Source organism: Mycobacterium sp. NGS66 (assembly GCF_059812225.1).
In genome coordinates this window covers 118485-132926 of record NZ_JCALCG010000003.1, presented here as the reverse complement: position 1 = coordinate 132926, position 14442 = coordinate 118485, and the positions used below count along the sequence as shown (strand labels likewise).

Genomic DNA, 14442 nt, shown 5'->3' with positions numbered 1-14442 from the left:
AATCTATGGCGTTGTCAGTGAATCCTGGGTGCGAAAATCGCCCGGATCGACATGTAGATTCACTCCGAACGCCATAGCTTCACGCTCAACGCCAAGACTTCACGCGGTGGCCCCAAAGCGACGGCCGACCGGGCTATTCCCACTCGATGGTGCCGGGCGGCTTGCTGGTGATGTCCAGCACCACACGGTTGACCTCGGCGACCTCGTTGGTGATCCGGGTCGAGATGCGCTCCAGCACCTCGTAGGGCACCCGAGTCCAATCGGCGGTCATGGCATCCTCACTGGACACCGGCCGCAGCACGATCGGGTGCCCGTAGGTCCGGTTGTCGCCCTGCACTCCAACCGAGCGCACATCGGCCAGCAGCACCACCGGGCACTGCCAGATCTGGTTGTCCAACCCCGCCGCCGTCAGCTCCTCACGCACGATCGAGTCGGCATGCCGCAGCGTCGCCAACCGCCCAGCGGTGACCTCGCCGACGATCCGGATGCCCAGCCCCGGCCCCGGAAACGGCTGGCGCGCAACGATTTCCTCCGGCAGGCCCAGCTCCCGCCCGACCGCGCGCACCTCGTCCTTGAACAGCAGCCGCAATGGCTCAACGAGTTTGAACTTCAAATCGCCGGGCAAGCCGCCGACATTGTGGTGACTCTTGATGTTCGCGGTGCCGCTGCCGCCGCCGGACTCCACCACGTCGGGATACAACGTGCCTTGCACCAGGAACTCAATCGGATTGTCGCCCAAGACATCCCGCACGGCACCTTCGAAGGCGCGGATGAATTGCCTGCCGATGATCTTGCGCTTGCCCTCGGGGTTGGTCACACCCGACAACGCCTGCAGAAAGGTCTGCGCGGCATCGACGGTCACCAGATTGGCACCCGTCGCCGCGACGAAATCGCGCTCCACCTGCGCCCGCTCACCGGCGCGCAGCAGGCCGTGGTCGACGAAGACACAGGTCAGACGGTCGCCGATGGCGCGTTGCACCAGCGCGGCGGCCACCGCGGAATCCACCCCACCGGACAGCCCACAGATCGCGTGGCCGTCGCCGATCTGCTCACGCACCTGCTCGACCAACGCGTTGGCGATATTGGCCGGTGTCCAATGGGCGCCCAGCCCGGCGAAGTCGTGCAAAAACCGGCTGAGCACCTGTTGTCCGTGCGGGGTGTGCATCACCTCGGGGTGGTATTGCACTCCTGCGAGCCGCCGGTCGCGGGCCTCGAAGGCGGCCACCGGCGCTCCCGCACTGCTGGCCACCACCGCAAAGCCGTCCGGCGCGGCGGTAACCGCATCGCCGTGGCTCATCCAGACCGGCTGGACCTGTGGCAAGTCCGAATGTAGCTCGCCGCCAAGCACTTTCAGCTCGGTCCTGCCGTACTCACTGGTGCCGGTGCGGGCGACGGTCCCGCCGAGCGCCTGCGCCATCGCCTGAAACCCGTAGCAGATGCCGAACACCGGCACATCGAGTTCGAACAACGCCGGATCGAGTTGCGGAGCGCCCTCGGCGTAGACGCTGGCCGGTCCACCGGACAGCACGACGGCCAGCGGATCGCGGGCCTTGATCTCCTCGACGGACGCGGTGTGCGGAATCACCTCCGAGAAAACTCGCGCTTCGCGCACCCGACGGGCGATCAACTGCGCGTATTGCGCGCCGAAGTCGACCACCAGCACCGGTCGAGCCGGTGTCGAAGGCACGGCGACCTCGTCGGAGACGTCAGCGGGTTCGGCCACCCAGTCAGCTTAAAGGCTGGCCGAAACTGGGTATTGTGCGCAGCCGTCACATCAGGTGGGTGGGCTGCGTGATGCCGAAACGGGTGCTGGCGTAGCGCTTGAGGGCGGATGGGCTGAAGTAGACGTGCTGGCCGACGGTATGCACATCCCGAAAGCACCGCTGCAGCGGGTGACTCGCGTGTACCGCGCCCGCACCGGTCAACGCGAACGTGGTATCGACGGCCTTACGCGCCGCACGCATGGCCTGCTGGGCGGCTAGCTGGAAACCGGCGCGCTGGTCCAGCGATGGCGGATCGCCGGCACAGGCGGTGTCCCACAGGGCACCGGCCTCGTCGAGGACGAAGGCGCGCGCCGACCTCAAATCGGCTTCGGCACGGGCGAACTCGACCTGGGCGGCGGGGTCCGCGGCGAGCGGTTCGAAGGTGCCGGCACGGGTCTTCGTGGCCGCCAGTGCGGTGAATTCGTCGAGCGCGCGTCGCGCGATCCCGAGCGGGACACCGACCAAAGCCACTCCGACGAGCGTGAAGAACGCCAGTCGCCACAGTGCGCCGTCGTGGCGGGCCGGCCGGAAGAACGGACTGATGGTGTGTTCTTCGGCGACGTGCAGGCCTGCGGCGACGACGTCGTTGCTGCCGGTGGCGCGCAGGCCCAGGACGTCCCAGTTGTCGACGATCTCGGCGTGCGCGCGCGGGAAGAACGCAAGACGCCAGTCGGGGCCCTGCTCGGGGATCATCCGCGGGGTCTCGTCGTCGACGACGAAGACTCCGCCCAGCATCCATTCGGCATGGCGACAACCGCTCGCGAACGGCCAACGGCCGTCTACGGCGAAGCGGCTGCCATGCGAGACGGCCCGACCGGTAGGGGCGAACACCGTGGCCGCCAAGAAATCGGCGTTCGAGCCGAACAGCTCTGCGGCGACGGCGGGTTCGAGCCAGGCGGTGAAAGCCGGTGCGCCGGCACCGATCGCGGCGATCCAGCCCGTCGACCCGTCGGCACGCGCCAATTCCTCGACCAGATTGATGAATTCGACTGGGGCCACTTCGAATCCGCCCAGCGAGCGTGGTTGCAAGGCGCGGAAGACGCCGGCCGCGCGCAAAGCGGTGACCAGATGGGCCGGCAAACTCCCCAGCGCCTCGGCATCGTCGGCGCACCGGCTGATTTCGGGCGCCAGCGCACGCGCTGCCGTCATGAAATGGTCACCGTCCGGCAGGTCGACGACGGGACATGTTGCGGTTGTCATGGACTGCTCCCAGTATTTTGATACAGTGATTAGTAATCGATACAGGAGCATGTACTGAATTATGGGATCTGTCAAGAGTCAACCTCCACGCCGCTATGACTCCACCCGTCGTCGCCAACAGGCCCAGCACAACCGAGATGCGGTGCTCGCGGCTGCCCGAAAGCGCTTCCTGGCACAGGGATATGCGGCGACGACCATCGCCGACATCGCACGGGACGCCGGCGTGTCGGTCGAAACGGTGTACAAGGCCTTCACGACGAAAGCGGGCGTGCTCAAAGCGCTGTTCGATGTCTCCGTCGCCGGCGACGACGAGCCGATCCCGATGGTTCAACGAGACGTGATCCAGCGGGTGATCACGGCGACCGAGGCCAAGCGCAAGCTGGAAATCTACGCACGGCATCTGGCCGCCACCATGCCGCGCAGCGCTCCGATCCAGTTACTCGCGCGTGATGGCGCCGCGTCGTCGCCCGACGCCGCGGACGTGTGGAAGCAGATCCGCGACGAAACCCTCACTGCAATGGGAATGTTCGCAGCCGACCTGGCGCGCACCGGGCAGCTGCGGGTCAACACCAGGCAAGCGCGTGACGTCCTATGGACGTATCACGCACCCGAGCTCTACGAGCTTCTCGTTATCGAACGCGGCTGGTCGGCAGGACGTTACGGCAAATTCATCGCCCAAGCCCTCGTCGATGCCCTGCTTGCGGCGCGGGCGTGATCTCCTGGACCTATAGCGAAAACGCCTTGCGCACTGCGGCGACGGCACCGGGGTCGCCCTGGAATTGGACGCGTCGCAGCGCCGCCTTGCGTTTGCCGTCGCTGGCCCCGACGCGTGCCGTGACCAGGTCCGCGGCGCTGGCGTTGATGGTGACCGCGGGTTCGCCGGACGGCGCCGCAAGATGTCCGTCATGCACTGCGAAATCAAAACGCCGGCCGTCGATCTCGACGCGGCAGGTGACGTTCAACCCGGGCGCACCCGCCGGGTCGAAGGGCAGCAGGATTCCGGCGAGAAAGCCGTTGAGGGGCGAGACAGGGCCGTTGGTTGGATCAAACCGGTCCAAACCCAACCAGGCGATGCTGCGCAGGACGGGCAAAGCCTTCTGCCAACCCAGATCGCTGAGCAGGTAGACCGTGCGCCCGATCGGTGCCGGCAGCTCGGCCCGGTCTACCAGGCCAGCGTCTTGTAGCTCCTTGAGCCGCTCGGCGAGCAGATTTGTCGCGATACCTGGCAGTGCCGCGCGCAGGTCGCTGTAGCGACGCGGTCCGCCCACCAGTTCCCGCAGGACTAGCAATGTCCAGCGCTCGCCGAGGATGTCAAGGCCGAGAGCGATGGGGCAGTTCTGGTTGTACTTGCGGGCACGCACCTCGCAAGGCTAACAACGGTAGATACTTTTTTCAACTTGTTACTTGATTTGTTTGCCCATCAGATTTACTGTCATGTCCATGCGTACCGACCCGGTGTTCCGCAACCATCCGTTTTCCGCGCTCGTGGTCATCTGCGTCGGCGTCTTCGTCATCAGCGTCGACGCCACCATCGTCAACGTCGCGCTGCCCACCCTGTCGCGCGAACTCGGCGCCGACACCGCCCAGCTGCAATGGATCGTCGACGCCTACACCCTGGTCATGTCGGGTCTGCTGCTGTCGGTCGGCAGCCTGTCCGACCGTTACGGCAGGCGGGGCTGGCTCAACTCCGGGCTGGCGCTGTTCGCGCTCACCTCTGCCGTTGCCGCACAGGCGGATTCGGCCGGCGCGCTGATCGCGGCCCGCGCCGCCATGGGCGTCGGCGCGGCGGTGATCTTTCCGACCACCCTGGGCCTGATCACAAACATCTTTACCGAGCGGGTCGCCCGGGCCAAGGCGATCGGATTGTGGGCGGCCATGGTGGGAGTCGGCGTGGCCGTGGGGCCGATCAGCGGTGGCTGGCTGCTCGAGCATTTCTGGTGGGGCTCGATCTTCATGGTCAACATCCCGATCGCCGCGCTGGCCATCACCGGCGGCATCCTGTTCGTTCCGACCTCACGCGACCCGGCGGCGCCGCGCGTCGACCTGCCCGGTCTGATCATGTCCGCCGCCGGAATCACCACACTTGTCTATACGGTGATCGAAGCGCCGACGTGGGGATGGACCAATCCGCGTACCGGGACCGGATTCGCTGTTGCGGCATTCATTCTCACCGGGTTTGCACTCTGGGAGCGGCGCAGCACCCACCCCATGCTGGACGTCACGGTGTTCTTCAACCGCCGGTTCTCCGGTGGCAGCCTGGCCGTGACCGCCGGGTTCCTGACACTGTTCGGCTTCATCTTCGTCATCACCCAGTATTTCCAATTCATCAAGGGTTACACCGCCTTTCAGACCGGCGTGCGACTGCTGCCGGTCGCGGCTTCGATCGCGCTGGCCAGCATCCTGGGACCCCGGCTGGTGCAACGACTAGGTACCACAGCCGTCGTCGCCGCGGGACTCGCCGTGTTCGCCGCCGGGCTGGCGTGGGCGTCCACCGCCGACGCGGCCACGCCGTACACCGAAATCGCCACGCAGATGCTCTTGCTCGGTGGCGGACTCGGCCTGACGACCGCGCCCGCCACCGAGGCCATCATGGGATCGCTGTCCGCCGACAAGGCCGGCGTCGGCTCAGCCGTCAACGACACCACCCGCGAACTCGGCGGCACCCTCGGCGTTGCCATCGCGGGCAGCATCTTCGCGTCGGTGTACTCCGGACATCTCGGCGCGGCCGCGTTGACGGGCTTGCCCGCCGAGGCCATGCGGCACTCGATGGCATTGGCGCACAAAGTGATCGAGCAGTTGCCCGCAAGGCAGGCGGCCAATGTCCGCGACGCCGTCGATCACGCGTTCTTGGACGGCCTGCAGGTCAGCTCGCTGGTCTGCGCGGGCATCGCGCTGGGCGCAGCGATCGTTGTCGGCTGGCTGTTGCCGGCCTGGGAGCCGGCACCTCAAGAAAGGGAAATTCGATGAGCGGCAGCACGTATGTCCTGGGCCATGACGAAGTGGAGGTGCAGCGGTTGCTCCTGCAGGGAAGGCTGTACGACGACTACACCGAGCATGCGCTGCGGCTCGCCGGCCTGCGACCGGGTATGCGGGTGCTCGATATCGGCTGCGGGCCGGGGAACGTCTCATTCATCGCCGCCCGGCTGGTCGGGCCGACGGGAACGGTCCTGGGCGTCGACGCCGCACCCGAGATGGTCGAGCTGGCCCGTATCCGCGTGGCCGAACGAGGCCTGTCCGCAGTGCAATTCACTCAAGCCACGATCGATGCGATCGCCTTGGCCGAACCCGTCGACGCCGTGATCGGGCGGTTGATTCTGATGCACCTGCCCGACCCTGCCGCCACGTTGCGCCAGCTCAGCTCCTTCGTGCGACCCGGCGGCGTAATCGCGTTCTCGGAGAACGACATCGCCGGGGGGCGCACCCTCCCGGACCTGCCGCTGTTCGAACAAGTGACGACCGGCATCGCCAGGGCATTCGAGGCCATGGGGCTCAGCGCGCGGTTCGGCACGACGCTGCACAAGGTCTTCGCCGATGCCGGACTCGGTGCGCCCCGGCTGACCATCGGCGCGCCGATCGGCACCGCCGCCGACACCGACATCCTCGCCTACGCCGCGGAAGTCTGGCGGTTGGTCTCTCCCGTCGCGCGGCAGCACGGCTTCGGCATCGACGGGCTCGATGATTCCGACGAGTTCGTGTCGCGATTCCGTGCCGAGGCCCTTGCGGCCAACGCCCTCATCACCATGCCTCCCCTGATCACCGCCTGGGCGCAGGTGCAGAACTGACCGAGCGGGCGGTCGGCTGAAATCAACTCACCAAGTTGGTGGCGGCACAGGCACAAGCATGGTGGAGTGGATACCGCTCAACCCCATACCCGAGAGTGAGGTACCCGTGCTGGGGCTGCCTGAGAAGGTACGTGCTTGCTTGTTCGACCTCGACGGTGTGCTCACCGATACCGCGAGTGTGCATACCAAGGCCTGGAAGGCGATGTTCGACGCCTACCTGAAGCAACGCGCCGAGGACACCGGAGAACAGTTCGTTCCCTTCGACCCCGCCGCCGACTACCGCAAGTACGTCGACGGCAAGAAACGCGAAGACGGCGTCCGGTCGTTTTTGCAGAGCCGCGGCATCGACCTGCCCGACGGCAGCCCGGACGACCCCGCTGACGCCGAGACCATCTCCGGGCTCGGCAACCGCAAGAACGACATGTTCCAGAAAGTCCTGCACGACGACGGCGTCAAGGTTTTCGACGGGTCACGACGCTATCTGGAGGCGGTGTCGGAGGCGGGCCTTGGTGTGGCCGTGGTGTCGTCCAGCGCCAATACCCGCGACGTGCTGGAAATCACCGGTCTCGATCGGTTTGTCCAGCAACGAGTGGACGGCGTGACGTTACGCGAAGAAAACATCGCCGGAAAGCCGGCACCGGACTCGTTTCTGCGCGCGGCCGAGCTGCTCGGTGTTCCCGCCGAGGCGGCGGCGGTGTTCGAAGACGCGATATCGGGCGTCCAGGCCGGTCGGGACGGTAACTTCGGCGTGGTGATAGGCGTCGACCGAGTGGGCCAGGCAGAAGACTTGCGCCGCAACGGCGCCGACATCGTGGTAACCGACCTCGCCGAGCTGCTGTGAGGCATGGTTCCCGATGATCACTGAAGAAGCCTTCCCCGTCGAACCTTGGCAGGTCCGCGAGACCAGGCTGAACCTGAACTTGCTGGCGCAATCGGAGTCGTTGTTCGCCTTGTCCAACGGACACATCGGGCTGCGCGGCAACCTCGACGAGGGCGAACCGTACGGCTTGCCGGGCACCTATTTGAACTCCTTCTACGAAATTCGGCCGCTGCCGTACGCGGAGGCCGGGTACGGATATCCGGAAGCCGGCCAGACCGTTGTCGACGTCACCAACGGCAAGATCATCCGCCTGATGGTCGACGACGAGCCGTTCGACGTCCGCTATGGCGAGCTGGTCGAGCACGAGCGGTGCCTCGACCTGCGCGCCGGGACGTTGGTCCGTCGCGCGCACTGGCGCTCGCCCACCGGCAAGGAAGTCAAGGTGGTGTCCACCAGGCTGGTCTCGCTGGTACACCGCAGCGTGGCGGCCATCGAGTACGTGGTCGAGGCGGTCGACCAGTTCATCCGTGCCACAGTGCAATCCGAACTGGTCACCAACGAGGACCAGCCGGAGACCTCGGATGACCCGCGGGTGTCGGCGATCCTGGAAAACCCGCTGGAGGCCGTCGCCCACGAAAGCACCGAGCGGGGTGCCTGCCTGATGCACCGCACCCGCGCCAGCGCGCTGATGATGGCCGCGACGATGGACCACGAAGTCGAGGTTCCCGGGCGGGTCGAGATCTCCACCGACGCCCGGCCCGACCTGGCCCGGACCACCATCATCTGCGGGCTGCGTCCCGGCCAGAAGCTGCGCATCGTCAAATACCTGGCGTACGGCTGGTCCAGCCTGCGTTCCCGCCCGGCTCTGCGCGACCAGGCCGCCGCGGCACAGCACAGCGCCCGCTACAGCGGGTGGAAAGGGCTCGTGGAATCGCAACGGGCGTTCCTGGACTTGTTCTGGGACAGCGCCGACGTCGAGGTCGAGGGCGACCCCGAATCGCAGCAGGCCGTCCGGTTCGGGCTGTTCCACCTGGTGCAGTGCAGCGCCCGCGCCGAGCGCCGAGCCATCCCCAGCAAGGGGCTCACCGGAACCGGCTACGACGGTCATGCCTTCTGGGACACCGAGGGTTTCGTGCTGCCGGTGCTGACCTACACGCTGCCGCATGCCGTGGCCGACGCCTTGCGCTGGCGGGCCTCGACGATGGACCTGGCCAAGGAGCGGGCGGCCGAACTCGGACTGGACGGTGCCGCGTTTCCGTGGCGAACCATCCGCGGACAGGAGTGTTCGGCCTACTGGCCGGCCGGCACCGCGGCCTGGCACATCAACGCCGATATCGCGATGGCCTTCGAGCGCTACCGCGTCGTCACCGGCGACCAAACACTGGAGAAAGAGTGCGGCTTGGCCGTGCTGATCGAAACCGCCCGGCTATGGATGTCGATCGGGCATCACGACCGCCACGGTGTCTGGCATCTGGACGGCGTCACCGGTCCCGACGAATACACGGCAATAGTCCGCGACAACGTGTTCACCAACCTGATGGCGGCACACAACCTGCTCACCGCCGCCGACGCCTGCGCCCGCCATCCCGAAGCGGCGGGAGCAGTGGGTGTCACCACCGAAGAGATGGCCGCCTGGCGCGATGCGGCCAACGCCATCAACATCCCCTACGACGAGGAGCTGGGCGTCCATCAGCAATGTGAAGGCTTCACCACCCTGGCGGAGTGGAATTTCGAAGCCAACACCACCTACCCGTTGCTGTTGCACGAGGCTTACGTGCGGCTCTACCCCGCACAGGTGATCAAGCAGGCCGACCTGGTGCTGGCGATGCAGTGGCAGAGCCACGCGTTCACCTACGAACAGAAGGCGCGCAACGTCGACTACTACGAACGACGCATGGTGCGCGACTCGTCGCTGTCGGCGTGCACCCAGGCAGTCATGTGCGCCGAGGTCGGCCATCTGGAGCTGGCCCACGACTACGCGTATGAGGCCGCTTTGATCGACCTGCGCGATCTGCACCAGAACACCCGCGATGGCCTGCACATGGCCTCGCTGGCCGGGGCCTGGACGGCGCTGGTGGCGGGCTTCGGCGGACTGCGCGACGACGAGGGCATCCTGTCCATCGATCCGCATCTGCCCGACGGCATCTCTCGGCTCTGCTTCCGGCTGCGCTGGCGTGAATTCCGGCTGACCGTCGACGTCGACCACACCGAGGTGACCTACACCCTGCGCGACGGGCCGGGCACCACGCTGACCATTCGTCACGCCGGCGAAGATCTCGAGCTGGATAGCGAAGCGCCGACGACCATCGCGGTGCGCAAACGCAAGCCGCTGCTCCCGCCGCCCCCGCAGCCGCCCGGGCGCGAGCCCGTGCACCGCCGGGGCCTGATCGGGTGACTCAGCGCGGTTGGACCAGGCGCGCCGCCTCGTCGCGCACGGCCTGCCGCAGCTCGGCATCCGTGAGTTCGTCGAGACCCGTCGCCGAGCGCAGGATCGGCGCGAACAACCGCCAACCGAATTGCAGCGCAAGGGCGTTGGCGACCGCCAGCCGCGCGCTGGCGTCGTCGTCGTGGCTGGGCCGGATCCGCTCCAGCAGCTCTGCGACGTTGGGGAAGCGCTTCTGCAGCTGGCCGGCCGGGTAGCCGTCGAGCACCGTGCGGGCCATCACCCGCATCTGACGATCCAAAGCCCGCTCGACCACGTCGGGAGCCGCCTGGGACTCCAACAGATCGGTCAGGTCGGCGCCCAGGTGATCCAGCACGGCACCGACCAATTGCTCCTTGGTGCCGAAGTGACGAAACACCAGTCCATGGTTGACCTGTGATCGGGCGGCGATGTCGCGGATCGACGTCGCGGCCGGACCCCGTTCGGCGAACAGGTCGGTGGCAGCGTCCAGGATCGCCGCGGCCACCTCTTCGCGCCCGGTGGGAATCTTGCGCCGGGCACTTGCCGCACGGGTAGTCATATGACTACACTAGCCGATGTAGTCAACTGACTACATCGGCTTAGAGGAAGCAGCGATGACAGATTCCATGACCATCACCAAGCTGGGTAGCCGTATCGGAGCGCGGATCGACGGAGTCCGGCTCAGCGGTGACCTCGACGACGCCGCGGTCGAACGGATCCACCAGGCACTGTTGACCCACAAGGTGGTGTTCTTCCGCGGCCAGCACCACCTCGACGACGCGCAGCAGCTCGCATTCGCCGGGCTGCTCGGCACGCCCATCGGCCACCCGGCCGCGGCGGTGCTGTCGGCCAAGGACGCGCCGATCATCACGCCGATCAACTCCGAATACGGCAAGGCCAATCGCTGGCACACCGACGTCACGTTCGCCGCGAACTACCCGGCGGCCTCGATCCTGCGCGCGGTCACACTGCCCAGCTATGGCGGTTCCACGTTGTGGGCCTCCACCGCGGCGGCCTATCAACACCTGCCAGAGCCGCTCAAGTGCCTGGTCGAGAATCTGTGGGCGCTGCACACCAACCGCTACGACTACGTCACCACCGAAGCCGCCGCGGCGATGACGGATGCGCAACGGTCGTTCCGGGTGGCCTTCGAGAAGGCGGATTTCCGGACCGAACACCCGGTGGTGCGGGTACACCCGGAGACCGGCGAACGCACGCTGCTGGCCGGCGACTTCGTCCGCCATTTCGTCGGATTGGACAGCCACGAGTCGAACGTGCTGCTGGAATTACTGCAACGGCGAATCACCTTGCCGGAGAACACTATTCGCTGGGAGTGGGCGCCCGGCGATGTGGCCATGTGGGACAACCGGGCCACCCAGCACCGGGCAATCGACGACTACGACAACCAGCCGCGGCTGATGCACCGGGTCACGTTGATGGGCGATGTGCCGGTCAACGTGCACGGGGAGCGCAGCCGGGTGATCAGCGGCGCACCGCTCGAGGCGATCGCCAGCTAACGCTCAGCCGGCGTTGCTCACCGGTTCGATCGGCAGCCACCGCAGTGCACCGGGCGCTTCGGCGGGCACCACCGGGTGCGTCGGCGGAATCGGGTCCAGTCGCTGGTACGCGTCACCCTGCAATGGCCGCTGGTCGTTCTCGCCCTTATTCGGCCATAGCGAGGCGGCCCGCTCGGCCTGCGCGGTGATGGACAGCGACGGGTTGACCCCCAGGTTCGCCGAGATCGCGGCGCCGTCGACCACGTACAGCGTCGGGTAGCCGTAGACCCGGTGATACGGGTCGATCACCCCGTTTTCGGGGCTGTCGCCGATCACCGCGCCGCCGAGGAAGTGCGCCGTCAACGGAATGTTGAACAGCTCGCCCCAGGTGCCGCCGGCCACCCCGTCGATCTTGGCGGCGATGCGCCGGGTGACCTCGTTGCCGACCGGGATCCAGCTGGGATTCGGCTCGCCGTGGCCCTGTTTGCTGGAATACCAGCGGATGCCCAGCTTGCCGCGCTTGGTGAACGTCGTGATCGAGTTGTCCAGATGCTGCATCACCAGCGCGATCAGCGTTCGCTCGCTCCACTGGCGGACGTTGAGCATCCGGATCATCATGCGCGGGTCCGCGCGGGCCTGGTCCAGCAGCTGCTTCCAGCGCGGCACGTCGGTGCCCTCCGGGCCGGCGCCGTCGGTCATCAGGGTCTGCAGCAAACCCATCGCGTTGGAACCCTTGCCGTAGCGGACCGGTTCGATGTGGGTGTCCGAGGTGGGGTGAATAGAGGACGTGATCGCCACTCCGTGGGTCAAGTCCAGGTCCGGCGACACCTCCAACTTGCCCGCGCCGACGATCGATTCGGAGTTGGTCCGCGTGAGCACACCCAGTCGCTTCGACAAGCGCGGCAACTTGCCCTTGTCGCGCATGTTGAACAGCAGGTGCTGGGTGCCCCAGGTGCCGGCGGCCAGAATCAGGTAGTTGGCGGTGAAGGTGCGGCGGTCGCGGCGCAGCCAGCTGCCGGTGCGGACCGTGCGGACCTCCCACAGCCCGTCGGTCCGCTGCTCGAAGCCCTTCACGGTCGTCATCGGAATCACTTGTGCGCCAGCGGATTCCGCCAGCCCGAGGTAGTTCTTCACCAAGGTGTTCTTGGCGCCGTAGCGACAGCCCGTCATGCAGCAGCCGCACTCCAGGCAACCGGTACGCTCCGGCCCCGCGCCACCGAAATACGGGTCGGCGACGGTCTTGCCTGGCGCCTTGGTGCCGTCTGGGCCGAAGAACACGCCGACCGGGGTGGGGACGAACGTGTCACCGCAGCCCATCTCGTCGGCGACCTCTTTGACGATGCGGTCGGCATCGGTGAACGTCGGGTTGAACACGACGCCGAGCATCCGCTGCGCCTGGTCGTAATGCGGCCCGAGTTCGCTGCCCCAGTCGGTGATGTGCTTCCACTGCGGGTCGTTGAAGAACGGTTCCGGCGGCACGTACAACGTGTTGGCGTAGTTGAGCGAGCCGCCGCCCACTCCGGCACCCGCCAGGATCATCACGTTCTTCAGTGGGTGAATCCGCTGGATGCCGTAGCAGCCCAGCTTGGGCGCCCACAGGAACTTCCGCAGGTCCCAGGACGTCTTGGCGAACTCGTCATCGGAGAACCGGCGGCCGGCTTCCAACACCCCTACCCGATAGCCCTTTTCGGTGAGCCGCAGCGCGCTGACGCTACCCCCGAAACCCGAACCGATGATCAGTACGTCGTAATCCGGCTTCATCGGACCAGTATTTACCTCTGGCGAGCAGACGCAAAATCCCCCGACACGCCGAGGATTTAGGTGCTTTTGTGTCTGCTCGCCCAACAAACTAACTGCCGACGGTCAGGCCGACCTTCTGGAACTCCTTGAGGTCGCAGTAACCGGCCTTGGCCATCGACCGGCGCAGACCGCCGACCAGGTTCAGGGTGCCGAACGGATCGTCGGACGGGCCGTTGAGCACCTGATCCAGCGGCGGCCGTTCGCCGACGGCGATCTGCAGCAGCGCACCGCGCGGCAACGACGGGTGCGCGGCGGCGGCCGGCCAGAACCAGCCCTGTCCGAGCGCCTCGGCGCATTCGGCCAGCGGCGTGCCGAGCACCACCGCGTCGGCGCCACAGGCGATGGCCTTAGCCAACTCACCGGAGGTGTGGATGTCGCCGTCGGCCAGCACGTGCACGTAGCGGCCGCCGGTCTCGTCGAGGTATTCGCGCCGGGCGGCCGCGGCGTCGGCGATCGCGGTGGCCATCGGCACGCTGATGCCCAGCACCTCGTCGGTGGTGGTGACGCCTCTCGTGGACCCGTAGCCCACGATGACCCCCGCGGCGCCGGTGCGCATCAGATGCAGGGCGGTGCGATGGTCTTGCACCCCACCGGCGACCACCGGGACGTCGAGCTCGGCGATGAAGGTCTTCAAGTTGAGCGGCTCGCCGTTACTGGCCACCCGCTCGGCCGAAACGATGGTGCCCTGAATGACCAGCAGGTCGATACCGGCCGACACCAGCACCGGCGTCAAAGCCTGGGCGTTTTGCGGGCTGACCCGCACGGCGGTGGTGACGCCGGCCTCACGGATACGGGCCACCGCCGCGCCCAGCAGGTCGGGGTTCAGCGGGGCGGCATGCAGCTCCTGCAGCAGCCGGATCGCCGCCGACGGCTCGGGTTCCTTGCAGGCGGCCTCGACCAACTGCGCGATCTTGGCTTCGACGTCGGCGTGCCGGCCGATCAGCCCCTCGCCGTTGAGCACCGCCAGCCCGCCCAGCCGGCCGAGCTCGATGGCGAACTCCGGCGACACCAGGGCATCGGTCGGGTGTGCGATCACCGGGATTTCGAACCGGTAGGCATCAAGCTGCCAGGCCGTCGATACGTCCTGCGACGACCGGGTGCGCCGCGACGGCACGATGCCGATCTCGCTGAGCTCGTAGGTGCGACGGGCGACTCTGCCCATCCCGATCTCGACCAT

At 66.8% G+C, this 14442-nt stretch carries 12 protein-coding genes; 6 read left to right on the top strand and 6 right to left on the bottom strand.

All coding sequences use genetic code 11. From position 1 onward, the window contains the following. Positions 1-133: 133 nt before the first annotated feature. The gene (gene guaA, locus AC5Y2L_RS08465) at positions 134-1723 is read right to left on the bottom strand and encodes a glutamine-hydrolyzing GMP synthase (RefSeq protein WP_499933638.1); all 1590 of its coding nucleotides are present in this window, start codon (positions 1721-1723) and stop codon (positions 134-136) included. A 46-nt stretch (positions 1724-1769) separates the two neighbouring features. Continuing rightward, on the bottom strand, positions 1770-2963 hold the full coding sequence (locus tag AC5Y2L_RS08460) for an acyl-CoA dehydrogenase family protein (RefSeq protein WP_499933640.1): 1194 nt from the start codon (positions 2961-2963) through the stop codon (positions 1770-1772). A gap of 61 nt (positions 2964-3024) precedes the next feature. Between AC5Y2L_RS08460 and AC5Y2L_RS08455 the strand changes: the two genes are divergently transcribed. Beyond that, on the top strand, positions 3025-3678 hold the full coding sequence (locus tag AC5Y2L_RS08455; protein WP_499933642.1) for a TetR/AcrR family transcriptional regulator: 654 nt from the start codon (positions 3025-3027) through the stop codon (positions 3676-3678). Between the two features lie 10 nt (positions 3679-3688). On the opposite strand, the gene AC5Y2L_RS08450 is transcribed toward AC5Y2L_RS08455, so the two are convergent. Further along, on the bottom strand, positions 3689-4324 hold the full coding sequence (locus tag AC5Y2L_RS08450) for a winged helix-turn-helix transcriptional regulator (protein WP_499933644.1): 636 nt from the start codon (positions 4322-4324) through the stop codon (positions 3689-3691). Between the two features lie 79 nt (positions 4325-4403). Here AC5Y2L_RS08450 and AC5Y2L_RS08445 point away from each other — a divergent pair, with 79 nt between their 5' ends. From AC5Y2L_RS08445 to AC5Y2L_RS08430, 4 genes are read left to right on the top strand one after another with little or no spacing between them, the layout of a single operon-like run. After that, positions 4404-5930 (top strand): MFS transporter, encoded by a 1527-nt coding sequence (locus tag AC5Y2L_RS08445; RefSeq protein WP_499933646.1) that lies wholly within the window; start codon positions 4404-4406, stop codon positions 5928-5930. Further along, the gene (locus tag AC5Y2L_RS08440; RefSeq protein WP_499933647.1) at positions 5927-6745 is read left to right on the top strand and encodes a class I SAM-dependent methyltransferase; all 819 of its coding nucleotides are present in this window, start codon (positions 5927-5929) and stop codon (positions 6743-6745) included. The genes AC5Y2L_RS08445 and AC5Y2L_RS08440 overlap by 4 nt, the downstream gene beginning before the upstream one ends. A 58-nt stretch (positions 6746-6803) precedes the next feature. Then, the gene (locus AC5Y2L_RS08435; RefSeq protein WP_499933649.1) at positions 6804-7586 is read left to right on the top strand and encodes a beta-phosphoglucomutase family hydrolase; all 783 of its coding nucleotides are present in this window, start codon (positions 6804-6806) and stop codon (positions 7584-7586) included. A 13-nt stretch (positions 7587-7599) separates the two neighbouring features. After that, positions 7600-9960 (top strand): glycoside hydrolase family 65 protein, encoded by a 2361-nt coding sequence (locus AC5Y2L_RS08430; RefSeq protein ID WP_499933651.1) that lies wholly within the window; start codon positions 7600-7602, stop codon positions 9958-9960. 1 nt (position 9961) lies between these two features. On the opposite strand, the gene AC5Y2L_RS08425 is transcribed toward AC5Y2L_RS08430, so the two are convergent. Further along, the gene (locus AC5Y2L_RS08425) at positions 9962-10528 is read right to left on the bottom strand and encodes a TetR/AcrR family transcriptional regulator (RefSeq protein WP_499933653.1); all 567 of its coding nucleotides are present in this window, start codon (positions 10526-10528) and stop codon (positions 9962-9964) included. Positions 10529-10583: 55 nt separating this feature from the next. Between AC5Y2L_RS08425 and AC5Y2L_RS08420 the strand changes: the two genes are divergently transcribed. After that, positions 10584-11486 carry a TauD/TfdA dioxygenase family protein gene (locus AC5Y2L_RS08420; RefSeq protein ID WP_499933654.1) on the top strand — a complete coding sequence of 301 codons (903 nt, stop codon included), beginning with the start codon at positions 10584-10586 and terminating at the stop codon, positions 11484-11486. A 3-nt stretch (positions 11487-11489) separates the two neighbouring features. Here AC5Y2L_RS08420 and AC5Y2L_RS08415 read toward each other — a convergent pair whose 3' ends face one another. Further along, complete coding sequence (locus AC5Y2L_RS08415; protein WP_499933655.1) at positions 11490-13226, bottom strand: GMC oxidoreductase; 1737 nt, start codon at positions 13224-13226, stop codon at positions 11490-11492. Between the two features lie 88 nt (positions 13227-13314). Beyond that, positions 13315-14442 carry a GuaB3 family IMP dehydrogenase-related protein gene (locus AC5Y2L_RS08410; RefSeq protein ID WP_499933657.1) on the bottom strand — a complete coding sequence of 376 codons (1128 nt, stop codon included), beginning with the start codon at positions 14440-14442 and terminating at the stop codon, positions 13315-13317.

Bases quoted from the DNA above. Each gene is read 5' to 3' on its own strand.
- AC5Y2L_RS08425 (WP_499933653.1), bottom strand. From the start codon at position 10,528: ATGACTACCCGTGCGGCAAGTGCCCGGCGCAAGATTCCCACCGGGCGC.
- AC5Y2L_RS08415 (WP_499933655.1), bottom strand. From the start codon at position 13,226: ATGAAGCCGGATTACGACGTACTGATCATCGGTTCGGGTTTCGGGGGT.
- AC5Y2L_RS08455 (WP_499933642.1), top strand. From the start codon at position 3,025: ATGGGATCTGTCAAGAGTCAACCTCCACGCCGCTATGACTCCACCCGT.
- AC5Y2L_RS08445 (WP_499933646.1), top strand. From the start codon at position 4,404: ATGCGTACCGACCCGGTGTTCCGCAACCATCCGTTTTCCGCGCTCGTG.
- AC5Y2L_RS08435 (WP_499933649.1), top strand. From the start codon at position 6,804: ATGGTGGAGTGGATACCGCTCAACCCCATACCCGAGAGTGAGGTACCC.
- AC5Y2L_RS08440 (WP_499933647.1), top strand. From the start codon at position 5,927: ATGAGCGGCAGCACGTATGTCCTGGGCCATGACGAAGTGGAGGTGCAG.
- AC5Y2L_RS08410 (WP_499933657.1), bottom strand. From the start codon at position 14,442: ATGGTCGAGATCGGGATGGGCAGAGTCGCCCGTCGCACCTACGAGCTC.
- AC5Y2L_RS08460 (WP_499933640.1), bottom strand. From the start codon at position 2,963: ATGACAACCGCAACATGTCCCGTCGTCGACCTGCCGGACGGTGACCAT.
- AC5Y2L_RS08430 (WP_499933651.1), top strand. From the start codon at position 7,600: ATGATCACTGAAGAAGCCTTCCCCGTCGAACCTTGGCAGGTCCGCGAG.
- AC5Y2L_RS08420 (WP_499933654.1), top strand. From the start codon at position 10,584: ATGACAGATTCCATGACCATCACCAAGCTGGGTAGCCGTATCGGAGCG.